The organism is Microcystis sp. M_QC_C_20170808_M3Col (assembly GCF_007095505.1).
Classification (GTDB): Bacteria; Cyanobacteriota; Cyanobacteriia; order Cyanobacteriales; family Microcystaceae; genus Microcystis.
The window spans coordinates 1-14,123 of sequence record NZ_SFBY01000405.1; the positions used below are offsets into that span (position 1 = coordinate 1).

General features: G+C 45.3%; 12 protein-coding genes and 1 tRNA gene. 7 read left to right on the forward strand and 6 right to left on the reverse strand.

Going from position 1 to position 14,123, the window contains the following annotated elements:
• From EWV84_RS18590 to EWV84_RS18600, 3 genes are all read right to left on the reverse strand, one after another.
• Positions 1 to 263 (reverse strand): DNA cytosine methyltransferase (locus EWV84_RS18590; RefSeq protein ID WP_287079261.1); only part of this gene is annotated, 263 nt, incomplete at its 3' end.
• A 63-nt stretch (positions 264 to 326) separates the two neighbouring features.
• Positions 327 to 2,438 carry a bifunctional arginine dihydrolase/ornithine cyclodeaminase gene (gene argZ, locus EWV84_RS18595; protein ID WP_287079263.1) on the reverse strand — a complete coding sequence of 704 codons (2,112 nt, stop codon included), beginning with the start codon at positions 2,436 to 2,438 and terminating at the stop codon, positions 327 to 329.
• Between the two features lie 173 nt (positions 2,439 to 2,611).
• Positions 2,612 to 4,375 carry an SWIM zinc finger family protein gene (locus tag EWV84_RS18600; protein WP_287079265.1) on the reverse strand — a complete coding sequence of 588 codons (1,764 nt, stop codon included), beginning with the start codon at positions 4,373 to 4,375 and terminating at the stop codon, positions 2,612 to 2,614.
• A gap of 115 nt (positions 4,376 to 4,490) precedes the next feature.
• Between EWV84_RS18600 and EWV84_RS18605 the strand changes: the two genes are divergently transcribed.
• Together EWV84_RS18605 and EWV84_RS18610 are read left to right on the forward strand one after the other, a co-directional pair.
• Positions 4,491 to 4,772 carry a ParB N-terminal domain-containing protein gene (locus EWV84_RS18605; protein WP_286826284.1) on the forward strand — a complete coding sequence of 94 codons (282 nt, stop codon included), beginning with the start codon at positions 4,491 to 4,493 and terminating at the stop codon, positions 4,770 to 4,772.
• Between the two features lie 13 nt (positions 4,773 to 4,785).
• Entirely contained in the window at positions 4,786 to 5,478 is a 693-nt protein-coding gene (locus EWV84_RS18610; protein ID WP_287079267.1) for a helix-turn-helix domain-containing protein, read from the forward strand.
• Positions 5,479 to 5,636: 158 nt separating this feature from the next.
• Here EWV84_RS18610 and EWV84_RS18615 read toward each other — a convergent pair whose 3' ends face one another.
• The gene (locus tag EWV84_RS18615; protein ID WP_287079268.1) at positions 5,637 to 6,485 is read right to left on the reverse strand and encodes a M28 family metallopeptidase; all 849 of its coding nucleotides are present in this window, start codon (positions 6,483 to 6,485) and stop codon (positions 5,637 to 5,639) included.
• Between the two features lie 109 nt (positions 6,486 to 6,594).
• On the opposite strand from EWV84_RS18615, the gene EWV84_RS18620 reads away from it, so the two are divergent.
• Positions 6,595 to 7,977, forward strand: coding sequence for a flavin monoamine oxidase family protein (locus EWV84_RS18620; RefSeq protein ID WP_287079270.1), 1,383 nt, complete (start codon positions 6,595 to 6,597; stop codon positions 7,975 to 7,977).
• Positions 7,978 to 8,057: 80 nt separating this feature from the next.
• Here the strand turns inward: EWV84_RS18620 and EWV84_RS18625 are convergent, their stop codons facing one another.
• On the reverse strand, positions 8,058 to 10,583 hold the full coding sequence (locus tag EWV84_RS18625) for a mannose-1-phosphate guanyltransferase (RefSeq protein ID WP_287079272.1): 2,526 nt from the start codon (positions 10,581 to 10,583) through the stop codon (positions 8,058 to 8,060).
• Positions 10,584 to 10,789: 206 nt separating this feature from the next.
• On the opposite strand from EWV84_RS18625, the gene EWV84_RS18630 reads away from it, so the two are divergent.
• Positions 10,790 to 10,981: a hypothetical protein gene (locus tag EWV84_RS18630; protein WP_024970116.1), complete on the forward strand. Its 192-nt coding sequence runs from the start codon at positions 10,790 to 10,792 to the stop codon at positions 10,979 to 10,981.
• Between the two features lie 165 nt (positions 10,982 to 11,146).
• A tRNA-Arg gene (locus tag EWV84_RS18635) sits at positions 11,147 to 11,220 on the forward strand.
• A gap of 111 nt (positions 11,221 to 11,331) precedes the next feature.
• Here the strand turns inward: EWV84_RS18635 and EWV84_RS18640 are convergent.
• A complete protein-coding gene (locus EWV84_RS18640; RefSeq protein WP_286826278.1) occupies positions 11,332 to 11,880 on the reverse strand; it encodes an RDD family protein in 549 nt (182 codons plus the stop codon).
• Between the two features lie 467 nt (positions 11,881 to 12,347).
• Here EWV84_RS18640 and EWV84_RS18645 point away from each other — a divergent pair, with 467 nt between their 5' ends.
• Both EWV84_RS18645 and bioF read left to right on the forward strand, forming a co-directional pair.
• On the forward strand, positions 12,348 to 12,707 hold the full coding sequence (locus EWV84_RS18645) for a DUF6464 family protein (protein ID WP_012266749.1): 360 nt from the start codon (positions 12,348 to 12,350) through the stop codon (positions 12,705 to 12,707).
• Positions 12,708 to 12,773: 66 nt separating this feature from the next.
• Entirely contained in the window at positions 12,774 to 13,931 is a 1,158-nt protein-coding gene (bioF, locus tag EWV84_RS18650) for an 8-amino-7-oxononanoate synthase (RefSeq protein ID WP_287079274.1), read from the forward strand.
• Positions 13,932 to 14,123: the final 192 nt, after the last annotated feature.

Below are 14,123 nucleotides of genomic sequence, written 5' to 3' on the forward strand. Positions count from 1 at the left end.
AAGGGTTGACAGGGAAATCCTGCCATTAAAATATCATGATTGGGAATGTCTAGGGCAGCGATTTCGGTAATATCTCCCTGGGGTTTGTCGCCAAAATTAGCGTGATAAATTGCCTGAGCATCTTTATCTATATCACAGGAAAAGACACAATCAGATGCTAAGTTTTTTTGGCGACAAACTTGTGCAATCGCGACTCGAAATCCTCCCAAACCACAAAAGAGGTCAATAAAACGGATTTTTTCTTTGTTTTTTAGAAGGTTCATTGATAGACTATAATTAAAAAAGAGACGCTTCTAGAAACGTCTCTAGAGGATTTACTTGCGGTTTTAAACCGTTTCTACCAAGGGACGGGTTAATTTATCCAACTGTTGGGTTAACAGACTCAGGAATAAACCCACATCGGTGACGATACCTACCGATTCTACGGAACCTCGATCGCTTAATTTTGTCACCACGGCCGGGTTAATATCGACACAGACCATTTTTACCCCTGCCGGTGTCATATTGCCCACACCGATGGAATGGAGCATACTAGACAGCATGAGAATCATGTCTGCACCTTGAATTAAGCGGGAATATTCTTCCTGTGCTTTAATTAAATCCATCTCCGTATCTGGAAGCGGACCATCATCGCGAATTGAACCAGCTAGACTAAAGGGGACATTATTCTTGACGCATTCATACATTACGCCTTTTGTCAATACCCCGGCCGATACAGCTTTGGCGATGTTGCCGTGGCGACGGATGAGGTTGATAATCTTCAGGTGGTGACGATGGCCACCGCGTACGGGGATACCTTTCTGCATATCTACCCCTAAAGAAGTACCCATGATCGCCTGTTCCATGTCGTGAACTGCGATCGCATTCCCTCCCAGTAAAGCGTGAACGTAACCATCGCGGATTAAACGGGAGAGATGTTGCGCTCCTCCGGTGTGAATGACCACTGGACCTGCCGTTACCACCACTTTACCGCCTTGGTCGCGAATTTTACGCATTTCCCAGGCAATCTGCTCGACGGTTAACTCGACTCGGCGCTCGCTGGAAACCCCCGCACCCATAAAGGTAAATTCCTGGGTGCTGTTGCGTTGTTCCCGGGATTCCGCCTGTCGGATAGTACGGATGCCCTCAACTCCCACCATAACGCGATCGCCAGCTTTTAAATCCCGCAGGAGAGTACATTTCGCCGTTTTGCCTTCCGGACTTTCAGTGACGACGATGGCTGCATCCATGCGTTGATTTTCCACCCGCACCCATTCACAATTCACCCGCACTTCCGTGGGATAGATGGTGCTGACATAAAAATCATCGGGAGCGACCCCATCTTGTGTCACCACTGCGGTATTGACATCACAGATTTCTTGGGGACGAGCGGCCGCACCGAGGTCGATCAATTGTACCATGATCTCCTCCATTACCTCGTGGGAGGGTGCAGAAACGCGCACTTCTGCTGAGGAGGTACTTTGGCGCTCAATCCCCAAAGTGAAGTTTAAAACCTTGAAACTGCCACCGTTTCCTACTACAACATCGAGAGCTTTATTCATAATTCCCGCGTCGAGGAGATGACCTTCTAACTGGAGAATGCGACTTTCAATGGTGACATTAGCGTGATGGTCTGGAATTAAGGGTTCCGTGGTACGCAGGGTTAAACATTTAGCGGCTCCTCCTGCTTTTAAGAATTCCGTCAGGGGAGTTTGTACCACTTCAAAGCCTTTTGCAGCTAACTTATATTGTAAATCGTCACTAATTTTATTCATGACGATTACTTGACCGATATTCACTGCATTACAAGCAAAGTTAACCGCATCAGCTTCTTCAACGATAATGCGTTTTTCTTCGGGAATTTTTAACTCAATTAACCGATTTGAATAGGCATCAAAAGCATCGGGATAGTAGAGAAGATAGCCACCACTAAGGGGACAAAAACAGGTATCAAGGTGATAGAAACGTTCATCGATTAAACGTAGGGATAAAACCTCGATATCGAGCCATTTAGCGATTAAAGGGTGGGAATCTAACTCGGTTCTGAAGCCATATCCTGCCCATAACCAACGTCCTTCCCGATCTAATAATGCGTCTCCTGCACCTTCAAAGGGTAAATCTTTTGGCAGTTCATGAACCGTAAAACCGTTATCTTCAAACCACTGTTTAAAATAGGGTTCTTCTCCCTGTCTTTCTTTGTGCAAAAAGCGACTTAAAACGACAGTTTTTTCCAGAACTAAACCTGCATTAGCGGTAAAAACCATGTCAGGCCAGCCTTTTTCTGGTGTGACTAAATCCACGAGCGCCCGATCTTTGAGAATATGATAAAGCTGCTGCCATTGTTGCCTAGCTTTTTCCTGGGAAGATTTGTGAATGTTGCCCTCCATCCAAGGATTAATCACATAATCCACATCGTAATGATCGGGAGAACACATCAAAAAGCGAATAGTTTCAGTCATATTTTTTGACAATGAATATTCAGTATAAGTAGTCTGGAGATAAGTTTAGACCAACCTTCTATTATACTCTACTTTGCCCCAAAATATCACTAGGCCTAAGATTAGGACAATTTCCGCTCTAGAAGCTAAAAACAGCCTGATTCTAGCCGATAACTGACCGCCACAAGCTTAAATTATTGTAAATCCTGATGTTTAAATAACCCCATAAATTTCGATTTGCGTCCGTGTTCCTTAATTAAACTTTCCCGATAAGTTTGCCATTCTTCCCGTCTTCCCGACATATAAAAGGCATTACGAGCTTTTTTCAGCCATTTAATCGCTTCTTCGTAGCGATCAGCCTTTTTTTCGTCGAGTATCTTTTCCGCAGGAGGACGCGCGCGATCGATTACCCAGTTAGGATCGACGCTAGCAGCCGCATCCATTATCCGCCAAATTAGGTGAGACTGCACATAGGAATTACCAGAAACCACTTCAATTGCATCTCTAACTAAATTTTCGTGGAGAAATATATCGATTTTAGCCTCTGTGGAACGTCCACCGCTAAACTCGCGCAAGTAATCTAACAAGTCTAATTTTAAATCGGGCCAATCTTCCCCAGCTAAAGACTCAATTTTTTGGTAATGGGAAAAGGAAGGTTGGTCTTGAAATGCCTTAATTCTAGCAGCCAAAGCTGTATCTATATCCCCTAAAGATTGCGCTAGTTCACTTGTCCAGAGAGCTAATTGATAATAATAATTTCCTGGCAAATTTAGACCAATCTGGGCAATTATTAGAGCGGATTCTGGAGCGGATTCATCCCGTAAAGCTTTGGCAAAAAAGAAAGCTTCATCGTTCTTGGTTATCATGTTTTTTGCGGCTGCCATCCCTTCATCAATGCGATCGAGATAGACTAACTTAGTTAGGTATTCTATCACTTGTCCTGAAGCTAAAGCTAGATTCAAATACTCCTGATCTTTTTCCTGTTTCTCGAAAATTTCTAAGCGAATAGAAGTTAATGTTTGGGCATAATCGGGGATATTCCCTGACCACATTTCTGAAAAATTAGCCGATTCTCCTCGTAAAATCTTCTCTAAAACTGGATCGTCCCATCCCTGTTGTAAGGCTGCTAAACTCATCTCAAAATCGGCACTCCATTCATGCTGCCATTGCTCGATCTTTTCCCTTAAATCTTGCTTTTCTTGGGGATTAAATTCTTTACTTAAAATTGCTGCAGTTAAAACTCGATCGATTCTGGCACTTAAATCATCATTAACAGCACCGTAATCTTCTAAATTATCCCATTCCTCGATACAGGCGCTAATAATTGCTTCTAAAATAGCGATCGCATTATCCGGTTCTCCCTTTTGATAATAATCTTGGGACTCATCCACTAGGGCATAAATTTCATTAGAAATTGGGTCTTCTTCGTAGTAATCTTCTTCGATCGCTCGCAGGGATTGCCGCAGTTCATTACGGACAGTATTACGATAAGCTTTGACATTAATAGTTATCTTCCCTCCCGCTTTATTAACTGGGGTAGCTGGAAATAAAAATTTATCAATTGTCTCGATAATTTCTGGGTGTTTAGCCACTAAATGATTAAGCAATTTTCTTAATTTACTTTCATCGATCGATGTCACTAACTCCTCTAGAGAAGCTTTTTTGATAATTAATTCTGGTTGACGAGAACAGGTTAATAAAACCGCCACAATATGCTTACACCAACCTTCGTAATCGTAGGGACAGGAACAGCAGACATTCTCAAGATTATCTTGGTTAAAATCCATGACAACTCGATAGGGTTTAACCTCACTACCACTCACTAAAGCTTGCAGATTTTGCCCCCGTTGCCAAAGAGAAATAACTGCACCGTTATCGTAATAATATTGACCGCGCTGATAGGAAGCATTGGTGCTATTTTGCCGGATAATTTTTTCATTGATAGGAGGAATAGTCATAGTCAGAAAATGAGAGGATTGGGTGATAAAATCTTGTCTGTGGCCAGAAAACTGCCAGCACCGAGGCGGACCAGTGCATCAGCAACCGAGTCAACTTATCTTCAGTTTAGCCTAAATGTGCTATAGTGAAGACACTATGGAAATTAAAAACATTCCTCTGTCCCAAATTCGTCGTCCTTTACCGCGACAAACCGATCCCGAAAAAGTTAATCAGTTGATGCAATCGATCGCTGAGGAGGGATTAAGAGAACCGATCGATGTTTTAGAAGTGGATGGTAACTACTACGGTTTTTCCGGTTGCCATCGCTTTGCAGCTCATCAGCGTCTCGGTAAAGAAACAATTCTCTGTCTAGTTCGTCGCGCTCCTAAATCCGTTTTAGCTAAACACATCGCTTAAGCTGAGAAGTCCCATGAATGAGTCCTTATATAAATATCATCGGCAAAAATTAGAGCAGTTAATGGCAGAAATTGGCTGTAAAAATCTGGAAGAATTGAGTCGGTTATCGGGTCTATCTTCTTGGCAATTGCAGAGAGTTCGCCATGGCTTAATCGCCAAATTATCCTCTGAATCTTTGGTGAAATTAGCTAATGCGCTGCAGCTGCCAGTTAGCGATCTCCTCGCTCATTTTCAAATCCCGACGATGGGGACAGAGTATCGTTCAGGGGAATCAAAAATTCTCGAACAAGAGTATCAAAATTTACAGCAAAAATTAGACCAGCAAAAAGAAGAATTAGCCGCAGAATTTCAACGTCAAAGCATCGAAGCGATCGAATCTTGGTTAGTTCAATGGCCCACGGCCGAGGCCGTTGCCCGCAAAAATCCCAACCTAGCAGCCGTCAAAATCCTCTCCCTAGTTAAACCGATTATGCAGTTACTGGAGCGCTGGGGAGTGCAACCAATTGACAGTGTCGGTGATCATGTCGGTTACGATCCGCAAATCCATCAATTGATCGATGGTCAAGCAGCAATTGGTACACCCGTTATAGTTCGTTATCGGGGCTATCGTCATGGGGAAAAACTACTTTATCGTGCTAGAGTGAGTTTAATTAAAGTAGAAATGCCGGAAATTCAACCAGCAGAAACAGAAAATGTCACCGCTTAAAGTGATAATTCTTGCAGAGCTTTAGTGCCGCGAAAACGTCTTCGGAGAAGTTCTCTGAAAACGCTATCGATAATCGATCGCAAAAGCAAAGAAAATTTTTCCAGCATCTTGACAAATTTGCTTATATGTGCTGGAAAAAATTTCTCCATGGTCTGCTTTTATCTCATCGGTAAAGATTGCAATCCCAAACAAAGTCCTTGACAGACTCTTGCTAGGAAATTTAAGTCTAAAGTAGTGATTGTATCCTGAGAACTATGATAGTAGGGATTACGCATATTAGCCGTATCTGTCACCATAATTGCCGAATAACCGCGACTCCAAAAAGGAGAATGATCGCTGCGTCGAGTATCGGGGACGATATAACCTGCAAAAATTACCGGCAACCATTCGCAGGGAGTCTGATTTTCTCTCATGACTCGACTGAGAAACTTTAAATCCTCGCGGGTTTTGAGATTGCCAATCAAAGCGATAAAATCCCCGGTGTTGGGGTAAAAATATTCTAGAAAAGCTGGATATTTTTGAGAATGGGGATTTTTATCACAGTAACCGAGCATTTCTAAGGATAACATTAACCTTAAATCCTGCTTAGTTTGTTTTAATTTTTCTGCGTAGGCAATGCTCCCCAGTAATCCGTATTCTTCTAGATCAAAGGCAATTAAACGAATTGGATAATTAGCCTGATTCTCCCCAAAAAACCTCGCTAATTCTAATAATACCGCTAATCCCGTGGCGTTATCGTCGGCCCCTGGCGACCCCGGCACCGTGTCATAATGAGCGCCAATTAAAATCGGGGGTTTTTGACTATTATTAGGCAAATCCAAGATTAAATTTTCGTAAACTTTTCCCTGAAAAGGGAAAAAATGTGATTCAACCTTTCCCCAATTGCCTAACTCTTGCCGCAGGTATTCTCGCACATAAAAATGTCCTTGACTAGAGAAAAAAGGGTTTCTTTCTCGGACAATTTGTTCTAGGTGTTGGCTTAAGCGATCGCTAAGAAGATCAAACATTGATGGCAGCAGATAATTTAATCAAAAGAGCCAATGGATAGAGAAACTGAGGGAAAAATCGGGGAGAATAATAATTGTTAATTATAAAATATTCTGTGGGGCTAAAATCATGACAAATCTCCAGTGGACTAGCTATGAGTGTATCGTTGTCGGGGCAGGATTAGCAGGATTAGTCGCTGCGCGTAATCTCCAGAGGCGAGGTCATCAAGTTCTGGTGATCGAAGCGCAAAATCGTTACGGTGGTAGAATGTCTGGTCAATATCTCCCCTCCGGACAGTGGATCGATCGAGGTGGTCAGTGGGTGGGCCCAACCCAAGAGCGTTTTTTGGCCCTCCTCGAGGAGTATAAAATACGTCGTTTTCCCTCTCCCAATCAGGGAAAAACCGTCCTAGTGTTCAACAACAAACGCTATGAATTCAACGGTTTTTTTCAGGGTTTCCACGAGGGAGAAGTACCCGATATCGGCGCGGCAGAATGGCAAGATGCGATGTCAGCATGGGCGCGTTTTCAAGAACTAGCCAAAACCCTACCTTCAGGTTATCCCCAAAGCAACGATCACACCAAAAAACTAGACAGTAAAACTTTTGCCCAGTGGATTGAAGAAAACACCACCACAGATTTTGGTCAATGGTATTTTGCTTATATGGCGCGTGCAGTGGGGTTTCTCGGGCCGGCCGAACCCCACCAAGTCTCACTGCTGCACGTTCTTTGGGGACAAAATTGCGCCGCTCAAGCCGAACATCCAGAAGCCGAACTGATCCATGGCGGAGCGGGACAAATTCCCGACAAGATCGCGGCGGAGTTAGGAGAGCGAATTCGACTGGGGGAACCGGTTTTTCGCCTTAATTATGACTCGGCCGGCGTGACCATAGAAACCAGCCAGAACACTTTTACCGCCAAATTTGCCATCATTGCCATGCCGCCCCATCTTGCCGGCCGCATTATTTATGATCCACCGATGCCACCCCAGCGAGAACAACTAACCCAACGAGTACCGATGGGATGCTGCGCTAAAGTCCTGATTTCCTATGAGCGACCTTTCTGGCGAAAACAGGGACTAGCCGGACTTGCCCAAGGCAATTGTCAATGGTTGGAACTCTGTGCTGATAGTTCCGATCCCGAAACTGGCGTGGGGGTAATCGCCACCTTCCTAGTTGGCGATCGCTATAGTCGTTGGCGCTCGATGAGTGGCCCAGCGCGCCGTGCCGCCGTCCTCTCGGATTTAGCTATTTATTTCGGTCAAGAAGCCCTTTTCCCGATCAGTTACGATGAGGTGGATTGGCCCGGGGATCCCTGGACTGGTGGAGCCTATGCCGCCTTTATGCCCCCCGGAGTCTGGACAAGTTTCGGCGAGGCTCTTTTTACTCCCGTCGGACCGATTCACTGGGCCGGAACAGAAATGGCCGATCGCTGGCCGGGATTTTTTGAGGGAGCGATCCGCACCGGTGAGGCAGCGGCCGATCGAATCGCCTTGCTTTTACAGGAAAAATGAGCATCTACAGGGCTACGCCACCTTTTAGGTCAAAAAAAACCTGATAGTCAAGTTTCGCAGGCTAATGGGGTAAAAAACTCTTAAATCATCACTATTTCGCCTTGGTAATGTTCGACGAAATGCTGCACACGATGACGATATTCTTTAATTGTCCGATCGACCCATTCGCGCTGCTCACTGTTAGCGTAGATATGCACTAAAGGTTCTCCAGCATCGGGTAAAATCAATACCCAGTCATCATTAAGGGGATTAATCACCTTCACCCCATCGATCAACTCTAGATTATCGGTAGCGTGAGTTTCCACCAGATAGCGCATCAGAGAACCCTTTACTTTCCAAGGACAGCGCACCGCCGTACTTTTATTATAAATGCGCGGTAACTCGGCCCGCACCTGAGCTAGAGAACGTTCCTGAATGGTTAACATCTCCAAAAGTTTCGCCACGCTGAACATGGCATCGAAACCGGGATGTAATTGCGGAAAAATAAAGCCAGTTTGCCCAGATCCTCCTAAAACCACATTAGGATTGGTTTGACATCCTTCCATTAAAGCGCTAGGACTGGCTTTTGTCCGCACCACCCGGCCATCGTGACGACGCGCGATCTGTTCCACGGCACTAGAAGCATGAACCGGCACTACCACTGTACCGCGAGGATGGGCGGTCAGAATTGTATTCACCATTAGAGCAGTTAATTGTTCCCCGCGAATCGATAAACTACTCTCATCGACGAGGACTAATTGTTCCCCGTTGGCCGAAACTTGTACGCCTAAGTTCGCTTTCAGGGCCTCCACCACATGGCCCAATTGATGGATTAGTAACTCTCTTTCCTGCATGGAAAGGGCATTCTGACGTAAACTGGCATTGAGAACCACGGCATCACAGCCAAATTTGGCCAGTAATTCTGGTAAAATTGCCCCTGAGACTCCGTAGGCGTAATCAATGACGATTTTGGAACCACTATTGCGAATAGCCTCCACATTTAGCTGAGTTTCAAAGGTTTTGCGGTAATTATCGAGAATATCAGCCGGATAGGACATACTGCCGATTTCCTGCATTCCCACCCGTCGCAGATCTTCTTTGAAATAGGCCCCTTCGATTTTCTTTTCCCTCGCTTTGGAAACATTAATCCCTTTTTCGTCTAAAAACTCGATTAAGAGAAAATCCGGGCGATCGGGATGAATGCGAACGTGAATTCCACCGACTACGTTTAATTTAGCCACTAAAGTCCGCGAAATCGGTAAAGCATTCGCTTGTAGGTTTTGGATATTAACCCCCACGGACATTAAACCGGCAATCAGCGATCGACTGACCATGCGCGAGACACTACGTTGATCCCGGGAGACGATTACCGTTGACCCCGGTTTGAGGATGGAACCGTAGGCTGCCCCCAGTTTAACGGCGAATTCGGGCGTGATATCGATGTTAGCCAGACCCGATACTCCTCGTTGACCAAAGAGGTTTTTATGGGCAGTATTTCCCCAAATCAGGTTAATATTGAGGATGGCTCCCGATTCGATCTGTTTACTCGGCCAGACTCTGACCCCAGAATTGATCTGCGCTTCTTCCCCCACGATCGATAATTGTCCGATCACCGCACCTTCGTGTACCTGGGCCCGTCGATCGATTCTGGTTCCCCTAGCGATCGTACAAGCGGCTAAATTGACCTCATCCCCGATCACCACACCATTCCAGAGGATGGGACGTTTCAGATCGGAACCAGCACCGATGGTGACATTATCGCCGATAACCGAACCCCTCTCGATCAGAACATTTGCACCAACGCGGCAATGATTGCCGATCATGGCCGGGGCCTCAATGTGGGCGCTAGGATCGATATAGGTATTAGTACCGACCCACACCCCGGGGGATTTTTCTCGATAGGGAAATTCTAGGTTAACTTTGCCGGATAAAGCGTCGTATTGCGCTTCTCGGTAGGCCTCCAGATGACCGACATCGCACCAATAACCATCGGCCACATAACCATACATAGGTTCGCCCCTTTGCAGCAGCAGCGGAAACAAATCTTTAGAAAAGTCGGCTTCTTCTTTGTAGGGGAGATAATCGAGGACTTCTGGTTCGAGAATATAGGTTCCGGTGTTGACGGTATCGGAAAAAATCTCGCTGGTGGATGGTTTTTCGATAAAACGGCGAATTCTGCCTTCTTTGTCGGTAATCACTACCCCAAATTCGATCGGATTGGGAACCCGCGTCAGGACAAGGGTTGCTTTCGAGTTTTTACTTTTGTGGAATGCGATCGCTTTTTGCAGGTCAAAATCGGTGATACTATCGCCACTAATCACCAGAAAGGTATCATCTAACCATTCGGCAATATTTTTCACACATCCTGCGGTGCCTAGGGGTTGATCCTCCTCCACAGCGTAGGTAATTTTTACCCCAAAGTCGCTGCCGTCTTGAAAGTAGTCGCGCATGACATCGGGGAGATAGTGCAGGGTGGTGATAATTTCGGTAATGTCATGCTTTCGTAGTAAATTGATAATATGTTCGGCGATCGGACGGTTGAGAATCGGGACCATCGGTTTGGGAAGATCACAAGTAAGCGGACGTAATCTTGTCCCTGAACCACCTGCCATTAATACCGCTCGCATAATTTCCTCCCAAGGCTATCTTTTCGCCGTTTTTAAATATTTTTTTCAAATTCTGGCTTTAGTTTCCCGACATCGATCGAGCTAGTCCCTAACCGGCATTCTAACACCGTCCCCCCGATTGAGGACAATATTTTCTTTTCCCAAGTCGGCAAAACCAAAGCTTAAAATAGGAGATGTGAATTGTCTAAATCTAAGGATGAGATGGCATGAGACTGGTTATTTTTATCTTAATAATTGTTTATGGTGCCGGTGGTTGGAAATTCTGGAATGGATACAGAAGCACTAATTTTAGTTCCCGTTTACCCAATCGTCTAGCTCTAACACTGTTCTGGCCGCTGCTGTTGGCTGTTAATCCCGCCTACCGCAAGAATTTTCAAAAAGCCCTCAAGGGCAAATAAAATTAACATACTGCCAAGGTCACGACCATAAAACAGAAACTAGGTGGGTATCGAGGCGTTTTCTGCTGGATTAGTCGAGATTACCCCCCCAAAAAAAAAACCTAAATAATCCACGGCAATCAACAGTTTAGCCGTGGATGGCTTATCATGGTTAGGGAAAAAATTGGGGTCGTAGCTCAGTTGGATAGAGCGAGTGCCTCCTAAGCGCTAGGCCGCCGGTTCGATCCCGGCCGATCCCGCCTTTTTCAGTGATCAGTAAACAGTAAACAGTGAAAAGATACTGGGAAACTGCTATTTAATACTGCTCACTTAAAACTTAAAACTGATAACTGATCACTGATAACTGGTATTTATCTTCTCATTCTGCCCTTAATTTGATACCAAAGCCTTCTTAAACGTAGATCGAGAGAAAAACCTCGACGGGTGGGAATAACAATCGTGCCACCGATGCGATCGTGGAAAGCTTGGTTAAATTGCTCATCACCGATCGCCATACCACAATCGGCGAAAAGGGGCGAAGATAGTAAAATCAAACTTAAAGGATTGCCAAAAAAAGTATTTAACCCTAACATCATTAAAGCTGCCCCCCCACCAGCGATCGCCTCTCGTTTGCTTAACTCCAAAATTCCGGGTAAACGCTGAAGTCGTAGATCGATGATCTTCATATCCAAGGCCCAACGGCCTAAACTCTGACCCTGATTCTGCGCTACCAATAACACCCGCAAACACCACCAAATCAGGAGAAAAAGGAAGAGTTGCAGTACAGGCGCACTATTAGCAAAGGAGCTTAAAAACCAGATCGAGGCAAAGTCGATCAGGAAAGCATAGGCGCGACGATCTAAGGGAATTTTCGGAAATTTTTGCGGTAGATTATCTTCAGGCGGGATCGGGTAAACCATAAAGTAAATTCTCGGAAAAATCCTGCGGTTTATCTTCTACTTTAATCGGGAAATTGGCAATTCTAGGATAGTTGTCTCTTGTCTTTTTTCTCCCCCTGTCTCGGAGTCTTCTGTCTCGGGGTCTCCTCACCTAACGGAAGATTTTTGATTTTTGCAGGAGATCTAATTAGGGTTTGCTGAATAAATATAAAAACCTTGTTGGGTAAGACTTTTAGACTTTTTGTCAATCAAAAAGTACCCGGCATGGGAGTGATCAGGGGGAAAATTCAGGTGGTAAAACCCTACACCCCAACCCCCAACCCCCAACCCCCAACCCCCAACCCCTAACACCCAACCCCCAACCCCCAACCCCCAACCCCCAACCCCCAACCCCCACCGAAAAACTTTTTCAGCAGACCCTAATTATTAATCGACTCGGAGATCTAAGCTACCATTGAGCAAAGGTAGCCCAGAATACAGGGATAATCATGGAGCAAGATTCATTAACAACGGAGGTTATTCTGACCCATCCGCGGCAAAGTTTGGGAGAGATACAGTTGGATTGGATGCCACAACCGGGTAATTATTTGGCCTTAAAAGGACAAACCTATGCGGTTTTGGAACGTCACCACCAGTATCAATACAAGATTGGTGGCTATTGTTTACGCAAAATATCCCTTTATGTACAAACTGCACCCACTCCTAACGAAAAAAGTTTGATTGAAGGACGTTGGGTGATGGGGGATGCTAGTTGTCGTTTTAACGCTAGATCCGAACTGTTGCGCTGTGCGATTAACCCCCCAGGTCCCTGTCAAGATTGTCGTTTTTACGAAGCTATTAACCCTTAAAAGAGCCTTTTTCGGCAACAATCCGGCTATTTTACCCTAGCTAACCGCTATATTGATCAATTGCTCATGAATCATCCTTACTCTTGGATCGAGGATAGCTTAAAAACCCTCCATCGGGCCAATTGGTATCGAAGGGTTAAAACCATTCAGGGCCGGGGCGGAGCCGTTATAGAATTAGAGGGTCGATCGCTGCTCAATTTTGCCAGCAATGATTATCTGGGATTAGCAGCCGATGAAAGAATGATCGCGGCAGCCATAGCAGCGACACAACGCTATGGAACTGGAAGCACCGGCTCGCGTCTATTGAGTGGACACCGAGATATTCATCGAGACTTAGAAGTAGCGATCGCATCTTTTAAAAATAGCGAAGACGCGATCGTTTTTAGTTCGGGATATTTAGCCAATTTGGGGACAATTACCTGTTTAGTGGGGCAGAAAGACCTGATTTTAGGCGATCAATACAATCACTCTAGCCTCAAAAATGGAGCCAAGTTAAGCGGCGCTACGGTGAAAGAATACCGGCACAATAGTCTCGAAGACTTAGAAAATCAGTTATTAACCCACCGTCATCACTATCGTCATTGTTTACTGCTCACCGATACAGTGTTTAGTATGGATGGGGATATCTGTCCCCTAGCGGGAATTCTCGCTCTAGCCGAGATGTATAATTGTATGGTTTTGGTGGATGAGGCCCACGCTACTGGGGTTATGGGGGAAAATGGGACAGGTTGCGTGGAATATTGTGGTTGTCAGGGACGGGAATTAATTCAGATGGGAACCCTGAGTAAAGCTTTGGGTAGTTTAGGGGGATATGTGACAGGAAGTGCCAAAATTATCGACTTTATCCGCAATCGCGCCGCCACCTGGATTTATACTACCGGTTTATCCCCCGCCGACACCGCCGCCGCTAGAATGGCTTTAGAGATTATTCGTCTGGAACCGGAACGTCGCCAACGCCTACACCAAAATATTAATTTTGTCAAGAGTAAATTAAATAATTTTAATATATTGCCTTCGGAAGCGGCGATTTTATGTTTACCGGTAGCCAATCCGGGTCAAGCCCTAGAATTATCGCAAAAACTGCTAGAAAAAGGGATTTTTGCCCCCGCAATTCGTCCTCCTACCGTTCCCACCAGTCGTCTGCGGTTTACTGCCATGGCCACCCATAGCCTCGCCCATCTAGCGGTTCTTGTCCAGTCTATTGGCGAGTCTTTCCCCACATAGGGAAAAAGTTTTTCGTGGGTTTTGGAAAGAGAACCAGAGCAACATCACCTCGACTAACCGTTGGCTTTGGCTGCATCATCGAAAATTTTGGGTGGGAAACCCCGCCGTTCTAGGTTGGCTTTACGTTAGAATTAAAAAGACCGTCTCGAAAACCAAGTGGGCGGACAGCACCTTGAAAACTCGGCTTAGGGG